7 protein-coding genes are annotated in these 9,101 nt (G+C 58.2%); 3 read left to right on the top strand and 4 right to left on the bottom strand.

Annotation, left to right across the window (positions count from 1 at the left end):
• Nucleotides 1–269: 269 nt before the first annotated feature.
• The 3 genes from ACQRCA_RS06180 to ACQRCA_RS06170 form a co-directional block, all read right to left on the bottom strand.
• Entirely contained in the window at nucleotides 270–1,631 is a 1,362-nt protein-coding gene (locus ACQRCA_RS06180; protein WP_427719524.1) for an ATP-binding protein, read from the bottom strand.
• 241 nt (nucleotides 1,632–1,872) lie between these two features.
• Nucleotides 1,873–2,394, bottom strand: coding sequence for a hypothetical protein (locus ACQRCA_RS06175; protein ID WP_427719523.1), 522 nt, complete (start codon nucleotides 2,392–2,394; stop codon nucleotides 1,873–1,875).
• A complete protein-coding gene (locus tag ACQRCA_RS06170; RefSeq protein WP_427719521.1) occupies nucleotides 2,394–2,816 on the bottom strand; it encodes a hypothetical protein in 423 nt (140 codons plus the stop codon). Before ACQRCA_RS06170 ends, ACQRCA_RS06175 begins: the two co-directional genes overlap by 1 nt.
• 602 nt (nucleotides 2,817–3,418) lie before the next feature.
• On the opposite strand from ACQRCA_RS06170, the gene arcC reads away from it, so the two are divergent.
• The gene (arcC, locus tag ACQRCA_RS06165) at nucleotides 3,419–4,381 is read left to right on the top strand and encodes a carbamate kinase (protein WP_006235166.1); all 963 of its coding nucleotides are present in this window, start codon (nucleotides 3,419–3,421) and stop codon (nucleotides 4,379–4,381) included.
• A gap of 451 nt (nucleotides 4,382–4,832) precedes the next feature.
• Here the strand turns inward: arcC and ACQRCA_RS06160 are convergent, their stop codons facing one another.
• A complete protein-coding gene (locus ACQRCA_RS06160) occupies nucleotides 4,833–5,663 on the bottom strand; it encodes a C39 family peptidase (protein ID WP_427719519.1) in 831 nt (276 codons plus the stop codon).
• Nucleotides 5,664–6,228: 565 nt separating this feature from the next.
• Here ACQRCA_RS06160 and ACQRCA_RS06155 point away from each other — a divergent pair.
• Both ACQRCA_RS06155 and ACQRCA_RS06150 read left to right on the top strand, forming a co-directional pair.
• Entirely contained in the window at nucleotides 6,229–7,680 is a 1,452-nt protein-coding gene (locus tag ACQRCA_RS06155; protein ID WP_427719517.1) for an APC family permease, read from the top strand.
• Nucleotides 7,681–7,811: 131 nt separating this feature from the next.
• On the top strand, nucleotides 7,812–9,089 hold the full coding sequence (locus tag ACQRCA_RS06150) for a metal-dependent hydrolase family protein (protein ID WP_195645236.1): 1,278 nt from the start codon (nucleotides 7,812–7,814) through the stop codon (nucleotides 9,087–9,089).
• The last annotated feature ends 12 nt before the right edge of the window (nucleotides 9,090–9,101 follow it).

Below are 9,101 nucleotides of genomic sequence, written 5' to 3'. Positions count from 1 at the left end.
AAATGTCCGCGAAGGTTAGCCCTCAGATCCTGCTACGACTACGTCCTCGGATTGTGGGGCTGAATGAAGGACGTGGCTGAGGGGGTCTTTTGTCCCCTTCGCTGTTTCGCGGCTTTGCCGCGAAACCTCGCGCCACTTTGGGGATGGATGGAGGTTTTGGCTGTTGCCGCTTCTTATCCCTTTGCTTTTTCGCGGCTTTGCCGCGAAACGCGCAGCACCTTGGGAAATGCATTGATGCGTGGGCGGGGCTGGATTGCGGATTCAAATGGCTAGAGAGATATGGGCGCGAACGAGAAATCGTTATTGGGGTCATCCTTTTCCATAAACTCATCAAGACAAAACGTCATGTAGATTGGAACATACAGAACCTTGCCCTCTTTGCTGAGGTTCTCGTGGCTCAGTACAACGGCCTCGGGAATTTTGTACTCGCCCACACTCATCAGACGATCGAGGGCTGCGTGCGCTCGAACCTTCTTACCCGATTTGACCTCGATTGGGACAACATGCCCGTGGGCGCCTTCGATTACAAAGTCAACTTCACCGACCTCACGCGTTTGGTAGTACCATGCATCCGCCCCGAGGGCAACAAGTTCCTGCGCGACCACGTTCTCATAGAGACCACCAAGGTTGGGAGTTTTCATATCAAGATAGACGGCGCGTGCAGTGCTGCCGGGGTACCGCGATGCTAGCATGCCTGTATCAGACTCGTATAGTTTGAAGGCTGTCGTTTTCTCCGTCCTCTTGAGAGGACTCCGTGGCTCCGTCACCCTGGCGACCATCAATCCAACACCTGCGTTAACAAGCCACAGGAAATCCTGTTCATATTTTTTAAGGCGAGCTCCCTCACCCAGAGACGAAACAACAAAGCGATGGGACTCCGCCTCAAGCTGAACGGGAATTTGCTCAAAAATCGACCGAACGTTAAACGCTCGAGTCGATGCATATTTTGAGATATCGCTTTTGTACTGATCGACCAGCTGAGTTTGAAGCTCACGTGTGCTCACGAGCGAATAACCCGAATCAATATAGTTCTGAACGACCTCCGGCATGCCGCCGCAAATGATATATGCTCTATAGTTTTTGAGCATCGCCTCATGAATATAGTTTTCGACAGGATGCTTCTCGACAAGGCAGCTGCGAATACCGGCAAGCACATTCTCGCTGACGCTGTTTGCCCAACAAAACTCTTCAAAATCCATTGGGCGCATAACAATGTGCTCGACATACCCCACCGGAAAAGAAGAGATTCCCTTAAACTCGGTCCCAAGCATAGACCCCGAGAAGACATAGCTAAAGCGCCCATCCTCGACCAACGCCTTCATGAGTGTAACGATCTGCGGATACTCCTGAATCTCATCGACAAAGACAAGCGTGTCCCCCTCAACAAGCGGCGCATTCGCAAGAAGGGCTACGCGGTTGATGAAGTCAACGGAGTTCTTTGCGCCAATAAGCACATTCTTTGCCTCGACATTGAGTAGTAAATTGACCTCAAAATACGAAGCGTAGTTGCTTTTTCCGAACGCGCGAATCGCATAGCTCTTGCCGATCTGACGCGCACCAGTAACAAGTAATGCCTTATTGGAGGTATTCTTCCAGCTCAAAAGCTTATCAGTGACCTTACGGCGTAGCATAAAACCCCCAAATGACAAAAATTGGCAGATAGAATTGCCTGAAATCATACAAAAATTTGCGGATAATAGCGTGCGTAAATATACAAAAATTGGAAGATAGCAAAGGTCCGATAAGATCTCAAAGCCACTGAAACAGCGCTCTACTTTGCGAAGGGGCTGGAGACGCTGCTGTGTGCGTCTCCAGCCCTCTGATTCTTACTTTTGGTTCCGCGATGGGACTTTGTTGGCCTTCCTGGTCGGTTTACCTTGTCTCGCCGCTCTCTGTGCGTAGGCGGTAGCCGTGGACGAGGTCGCTCATAGCCGGCCAGGGAATCTGGCGGTCGACCCAAAATTGGAGCTGGACCAGATAGCGCTCGGTGGCGCGTGTGAGGGCCGCGAACTGTTCGTGAGTCTCTACCTGGGCGTAGAGGTCGCGGCTGTGGGCGAGGATTGCCGTCGTGTCGTCCATTTTGCCGGTGACGTCGAAGGCGCCCGAGAACCAGTCGCACAGGCGCGCGGCACTGTTGTTGATTGTTGCGAGGTCGGCGGTGCCGTCGTTGGCGTTTTCGTTGGCCTGGGCACGCAAGAGGGAGAGGGCGTCGGCGGCGTTCATACAGTAGCCGACGGTGAAGTTCCAGACGGCGAATTCGCGGCCGGTGTCGAGCTTGCGGCGGCGCATGTAGTCGATATCGCGCGGTTCCTCGAGCATCATTTGGTCGGCGAGGGCCTCAAGTGCAGTGGTGTACTCGGCAAGGTCGAGTGTGAGCAGGGTGTTGATATCCATCATCTTGAGGCCTCCGTTTCGATCTCGACGATTTCGTTTTTAATGTACATGCCCTGGTTGTCCCAGACATTGCGGCAGGCGGCGGCAAAACGCTCGCGGTCGGCTTCGCAGATGCGGGCGAACATGCTGCAGGTGCCAAAGGGCTCGCACACGTCAAAGAAGATGCAAATTGACGACCAGCCGCCATACCAGCTCACGGCGCCCGCCGGCTCGTGAAAGACGGGGTTCTCGATGTGCTCGTAATTGGCGATGGGGCCCGATACGGGATAGGTTACCTCGGCATCGCAGATCTTGGCCGAAAAGATACGTGACTCGACCGGACAGGACGATTCGAACAGCTTGCATGCCTCGGGAGCCTTGTCCCAGAGCATGTCGGCGAGAAACGTCTCGCCATTTAGCGTGATCTTGAGCATTTTTGTCATAGTAAGGACCTCCTCAATCCGTCGCTCAAGGGGTTCGCTGGCGGATAAGGAGAAGACAGCAGCGGGGTCGCCGAACCCAAACTTCACGACAAATCTCTGTCGCCCCAGCCCGTGCTGTTCCTCGCTAAAGTACCATGCCGCAATTGCGCGCGCAATATCAGTTTTTGAATTTCTGGAAGCGGCAATCGACGAGACGGCTCGCCGGCTGCCGGCCGACGCGCGGTAAAGGTGCTCGTCTATTCCCTAAGTTGGATGAAAAACGCTATGTTATTGCAGGGCTGCATACTCGTCCAATAAGTGCATAGAATCTCGTATAGTGCGAGTAAGATTTTGCGCTGTCTGTTTTGTGTTTAGCAAAGATATAGTTTGCATAATCTGGTCTAATCCCTGCTATATCAAAATAAAGTCGCACGTAAATAGCTTAGATATGCTTGAGCTGGACATCTTTACGCTGAACGGGTAAAAACGACCGTTCACCGTTCAACTGTTTTCAAAATGAATAAAATGAGCGATAAAGAGAATATAAACCTTAATAAACTCGCGTATTGCACGGACGTGGGTTATTAATGGGATGTAGGCCTTTTACAGAAAGGATTCCAGCAATGTCTAAGCCTCTTGGCAAGCCCGATCGTATTGTCGTCGCCCTTGGCGGCAACGCCCTCGGCAACAACCCCGTCGAGCAGATCGAGGCCGTGAGCAACACCGCCCACGCACTCCTTGGTCTCATCGAGCAGGGTAACGAGATCATCATCACCCACGGCAACGGCCCGCAGGTCGGCATGATCCAGAATGCCTTCGCCGCCGCCCACGACGCCATCGGCACCCCCGAGATGCCGCTGCCCGAGTGCGGCGCCATGTCCCAGGGCTACATTGGTTATCACCTGCAGCAGGGCATCGGCCGCGAGATGCACAAGCGCTATAAGCGTTGGCACGCCGCCACCGTCGTCACCCAGATCGAGTGCGATCCGGATGATCCCGCGTTCAAGAACCCGACCAAGCCGATCGGCCCCTTCTACACCGAGGAGCAGGCCAAGGAGTTCATGGCCGAGGATCCCTCCAAGGTCTTCGTCGAGGATTCCGGCCGCGGCTGGCGCCGCGTCGTCGCCTCCCCCGATCCCAAGAAGATCGTCGAGGCCGACTCCATCCTCAACCTGCTCGACAACGAGTTCATCGTCATCGCCTGCGGTGGCGGCGGCATTCCCGTCGTCCGCGACTACGAGAACAAGGGTTGCTACAAGGGCGTTCCCGCCGTCATCGACAAGGACCTGGGCGGCGAGCTGCTGGCCGAGGACTGCGACGCCGACGTTCTGTTCCTGCTGACCGCCGTTGAGCATGTCGCCATCAACTTTGGCAAGCCCAACCAGGAGGAGCTCGAGGACCTCACCGCCGACGAGGCCGAGCGCCTGGCCGACGAGGGCCAGTTCGGTAAGGGTTCCATGGAGCCCAAGGTCCGCGCTGCCATCAAGTTCGCCCGTTCCCGCAAGGGCCGCACCTGCATTATCGGCGCCCTGGACAAGGCCGCCGAGACCATGGCCGGCCTCTCCGGTACCCGCATCCACGAGTAGCCTCTACTCTGTTGCCTCTCTTGTGGGCGCCAGGCAAAGCGCCCACAAACTAGCCTCTCTTCATGAGCCCCGCAGTCCGCTCCGACTGCGGGGCTTTTGCTATTCACCTAGTCATTGGGGACGTTCCTTTCCTGCCGGCAGCTTGGGACAGTCCTTAAAGGCTGCGCCGCCAACTGCGGAAAGCGTATCCCAGAAAGAGCCTCTAAAATGGGGCACAGTTTCCCTAGACCCCTCAACCGGAAAATGCATCCCGGAATTTGGCCGAAAAGTGGCCCGCAGTTTCCCAAACAGGCCGTGCACGGAAAGTGTATCCCGCAATCGAGCTCCAAAGCGGGAGACGTTTTCCATGCTGGCAGTTTCTGGCGGTGTGGGGCAGCCGGCATGGCCGCCCACGAGCGGCATCCGCAAGGGCCGTCCCCAACGACCAATCATTTAAGTCTGTCCCCAATGACTAGTAGTAGGCCCACATGGCTTCGACTTCGTTAAGGACTTCTACGACGCCCCAGCGGCGGGCGCTGCGGCTTTGCGAGTTGGGGTCGTAGACTCCCACCTGATCGACATCGTCGATGCCCCAGAGCACGATATAGTGTCCAACGCTGGTAAAGGTGCCGGGACGAACCGATGCGATGATGGGCGCGCCCGAGCGCAGAGCCTGGGTGAGGGAGCTGCGATCGATATGGAGCTCAGTTCCGTTAAGGCCCAGCTGCCATGCGCCGCTTGTCATAAACGACCACTCGGTGGCACCGGTGGGTGCATAGTTGCCCGCCTCGGAAAGCGCGCACATATCGACGGGGGTCATATTGGTGCGTCCCGTCTTAAAGATGTAGACCATGGTGAGGCACGTGGGCCCGCAGGCATTTTGGCGGATGGTGCCGCCGGCGTAAGGCAGCTCCGACCACGCAGGGTCGATCTGATAGATATGGGGCATCGTGCCGGCTTGCCATTGCGAGCGTGGGGTCGAAAAGGCGAAAGAATAACCGGGTGCGACGGGGGCCTTGAGCAGCTTGTCCTCGGCGGTGGGCTCGAGACCGGCCGACCCGTGGGACATACAGGAGCTCATAAGCACAAAGACCAGACAGGTGAGGATAGAGCACAGTGCGAGGCGAAGTCGACGAGCCGGCAGGGCGGGGGCATTCGCGTGCGATGTCGAGCGGTAGGGCTTGCCGTCGCGTCCGCCTTGGGGATGCGAAAAGAAGCGGTTGATATGGATGCCGGGCTGACGTGCGCCGTTGCGGCGCAGTTGCGGAACCTCGGCTTGACGCTGTCGAGTGCGCGCGCCCAAGCGGCTATCTTGCTGCGCGCTTGTGCCCGTGCGCGGACGGCCACTCTGCCGTATTCTGCTTGACTGCTGCCGAGACGAAGGCCTGGGTTGCTCTTGGAGGCGTTGCGGATTGCTGCTCGTGGCACTTCTGGGCATAGGCGTGGTGCGGCCAGCAAGGCGAACGCTTTGTCGCCGTTGATCACCGTCGTTGTATCCGTAGGCCATTCGTACCGCCTTGTCTCATGTATAACCTGTCCATCCTACAAAAAAGATGTGCAACAAATGGGTCTGCGCGTCAAAAGCTCGGTAAACGGTATGAAAGGCGCAAAACACACGGCCTCAAAAATATCTCTATATGCGTCCGATGAGCGTGCGCCCGTCGGTCGGGCGGCAACAATGAGCGGCAAACCGTGCCGTTCGTCCCAAAAACGGCGCCGCTCATATGCGAGTTCGGCCTTCGGTCGAGCCATGGGCGGCCATGCTGTGCCAAGGCCGTATCTTAAAGCCATGAAATAAAAAGTGCGCGGCAAAACAGGCCGTGCAAGGGGTGACGCCAAGGGGCGTCAGAAAGGAAAGGAGGGGAACAATGGCGGACAAGAACGCAGAAGTTGCAGTCGAGGATACCGGCGGCATGAAGAAAACGCTTTCGCTCTGGAACTTCTTCACCATCGGTTTCGGTGCCATCATCGGTACCGGTTGGGTTCTGCAGGTCGGCGACTGGATGGTCGTGGGCGGCGGTCCCGTTCCCGCTATGATCGCATTCCTCTTGGGTGCAATCTTCCTCGTGCCCGTCGGAGCTGTTTTCGGTGAGCTTACGGCTGCTATCCCCATCTCGGGCGGCATCGTCGAGTATGTCGATCGTAGCTTTGGCCGTACACTGAGCTACATCACCGGTTGGCTCCTGGCCCTGGGCAACGGCATCCTGTGCCCGTGGGAGGCCATTGCCATTTCGACTCTCGTGTCCGAGATGTTCGGTAGCCTGCCCGGTCTTGAGTGGCTGCGCGCCGTCAAGCTCTACACCATCCTGGGCGCCGACGTTTACCTGTTCCCGACGCTGATCGCGCTCGGCTTTGCAGTCTACGTCATCTTCCTCAATTTCCGCGGTGCCAGCTCGGCCGCCAAGCTCCAAGCCTTCCTGACCAAGGCCCTGCTCTGCGGCATGCTACTCGCCATGGGCGTCTCGCTGTTCACCGGCTCGCCGAATAACGCCATGCCTGTGTTCTCCCAGGTCGCCGGTGCTGGCGGCGGTAAGGCCGCAACCGAGGGCACCAGCCTGTTCGCCGGTATCGTGTCGGTCCTGGTTCTGACCCCGTTCTTCTACGCCGGTTTCGACACCATTCCTCAGCAGGCTGAGGAAGCAGCCGAGGGCCTTAACTGGAACAAGTTCGGCAAGATCATCTCCCTGGCCCTGCTGGCCGCCGGCGGCTTCTACATGGTCTGCATTTACTCGTTCGGCACTATCCTTGACTGGCATGAGTTTGTTAAGAGCCCGGTTCCCGCGCTTGCCTGTCTTAAGGGCATCAACATGCTCCTGTACCTGGCCATGCTCGTCATCGCCACGCTTGGACCCATGGGCCCGATGAACTCCTTCTACGGCGCCACGAGCCGCATTATGCTCGCCATGGGCCGCAAGGGCCAGCTGCCCGAGAAGTTTGCCGAGGTCGATCCCAATTCCGGCGCTCCCAAGCTCGCCTGCGTCGTTCTGGCCATCATCACCGTCGTCGGTCCGTTCCTGGGCAAGAACATGCTCATCCCTCTGACCAATGTGTCGGCTCTCGCCTTCATCTTCTCTTGCGGCATGGTCGCTCTTGCCTGCCTGCGCATGCGCTTCACCGAGCCCGACCTACCTCGTCCCTACGAGGTGCCCGGCGGCAAGTTTGGCATCAGCCTCGCCATCGCTGCCTGCGCCATCATCATCGGCCTGCTCGTGATTCCGTTCTCTCCCGCCTCCCTCAACATGGTGGAGTGGAGCATCGTGATCGGCTGGTTGGCTATTGGCCTGGCTCTCATGGCTTTCACCAATTCCCGTAAAAAGTAACGCCGAGCCGGGGCGGATTGGGTGCGCGGTGCCCTCTCTCCCGCGTACCGAACCCGGCATCACTTGGGTAGCTTTGTGAGGCCTTAACCCAACACGGCCTCACCCACTATATGGATCCATAAGGAGGAACCATGTCCACTAAGTATGCAATCGTTGGCGGCAAGCTCATCGACGGTACCGGTGCCGAGCCGGTCGAGAACTCCCTCGTTCTCGTCGACGATAACGGCAAGATCGAGTACGCCGGTGTTATGCAGGACCTTCCCGAGGGCGTTGAGGTTATCGACGCCGCCGGCAAGACTGTCCTTCCCGGCCTGATCGACACCCACCTGCACTTCTCGGGCAACCTGACCGACGATGACACCGATTGGGTCATGCAGCCGCTCCTCGAGAAGCAGGCCGTCGCCGTCAAGCAGGCCTACGACTGCCTCACCCACGGCCTCACCACCGTCTGCGAGATCGGCCGCTTTGGTATCCAGATTCGCGACTGCATCGACAAGGGCGTCTTTAAGGGTCCGCGCGTTCTGGCCACCGGCCTCGGCTTCTGCCGTGTTGCCGGTCACGGTGACTCCCACCACTGCACCCAGGAGCTCAACAAGGAATCCCATCCCTGGGGCGACCAGGTCGACGGTCCTTGGGATCTGCGCAAGGCCGTCCGTCGTCGCCTGCGCGAGAACCCCGATGCCATCAAGATCTGGGCTACCGGTGGCGGCATCTGGCGCTGGGACTCCGGTCGCGACCAGCACTATTGCTCCGAGGAGATCCAGGCCGTGGTCGAAGAGGCCAAGATGGTCGGTATCCCCGTGTGGAGCCACTGCTACAACAACCACGCCGCCGCCTACGATTCCGTTCGCTTTGGCTGCGAGCAGCTGATTCACGGCTTCGATATCGATGAGCGCACCATGGACCTCATGGCCGAGCAGGGCACCTTCTTCACCCCGACGATCGCCTTCCTGCCCACCTGGTACGCCACCTATCCTCCCGTCTACGTCCCCGAGCTGCACGACAAGTACGAGGGTACCCTGGTCGAGAAGGAGCTGCAGCGCAACTATGACTGCCTGCGCGAGGCCAAGAAGCGCGGCGTCGTCATGACGATCGGCTCTGACTCCTTCTCCTTCGTCACCCCGTACGGCACCTGCTCCATCGAGGAGATGTACGAGTTCGTCGACAAGATCGGCTTCACCCCGGTCGAGACCATCACCTGCGCCACCCTCAACGGTGCCAAGATGTGCCACATCGAGGACGAGACCGGTTCCATCGAGGCCGGCAAGTGCGCCGACCTGCTGGTCGTCAACGGTGACGTCGCCGCCGACATCCACGTGCTCAACACCGACAACATGGACGTCATCATGAAGGACGGCTGGATTGTCGAGGCCGGCAGCTTCGGCGAGGCAAACAAGTACAGCGCCTAAGCTACCGTTTGT

It is taken from the genome of Collinsella sp. SGI.095, assembly GCF_050314535.1.
Classification (GTDB): Bacteria; Actinomycetota; Coriobacteriia; order Coriobacteriales; family Coriobacteriaceae; genus Collinsella.
This window is presented reverse-complemented; position numbering and strand designations above follow the sequence as displayed.

What these genes read in the sequence shown, in the direction of transcription:
- ACQRCA_RS06180 (WP_427719524.1), bottom strand. Translation starts at nt 1,631, where the DNA reads ATGCTACGCCGTAAGGTCACTGATAAGCTTTTGAGCTGGAAGAATACC.
- ACQRCA_RS06175 (WP_427719523.1), bottom strand. Translation starts at nt 2,394, where the DNA reads ATGGATATCAACACCCTGCTCACACTCGACCTTGCCGAGTACACCACT.
- ACQRCA_RS06170 (WP_427719521.1), bottom strand. Translation starts at nt 2,816, where the DNA reads ATGACAAAAATGCTCAAGATCACGCTAAATGGCGAGACGTTTCTCGCC.
- arcC (WP_006235166.1), top strand. Translation starts at nt 3,419, where the DNA reads ATGTCTAAGCCTCTTGGCAAGCCCGATCGTATTGTCGTCGCCCTTGGC.
- ACQRCA_RS06155 (WP_427719517.1), top strand. Translation starts at nt 6,229, where the DNA reads ATGGCGGACAAGAACGCAGAAGTTGCAGTCGAGGATACCGGCGGCATG.
- ACQRCA_RS06150 (WP_195645236.1), top strand. Translation starts at nt 7,812, where the DNA reads ATGTCCACTAAGTATGCAATCGTTGGCGGCAAGCTCATCGACGGTACC.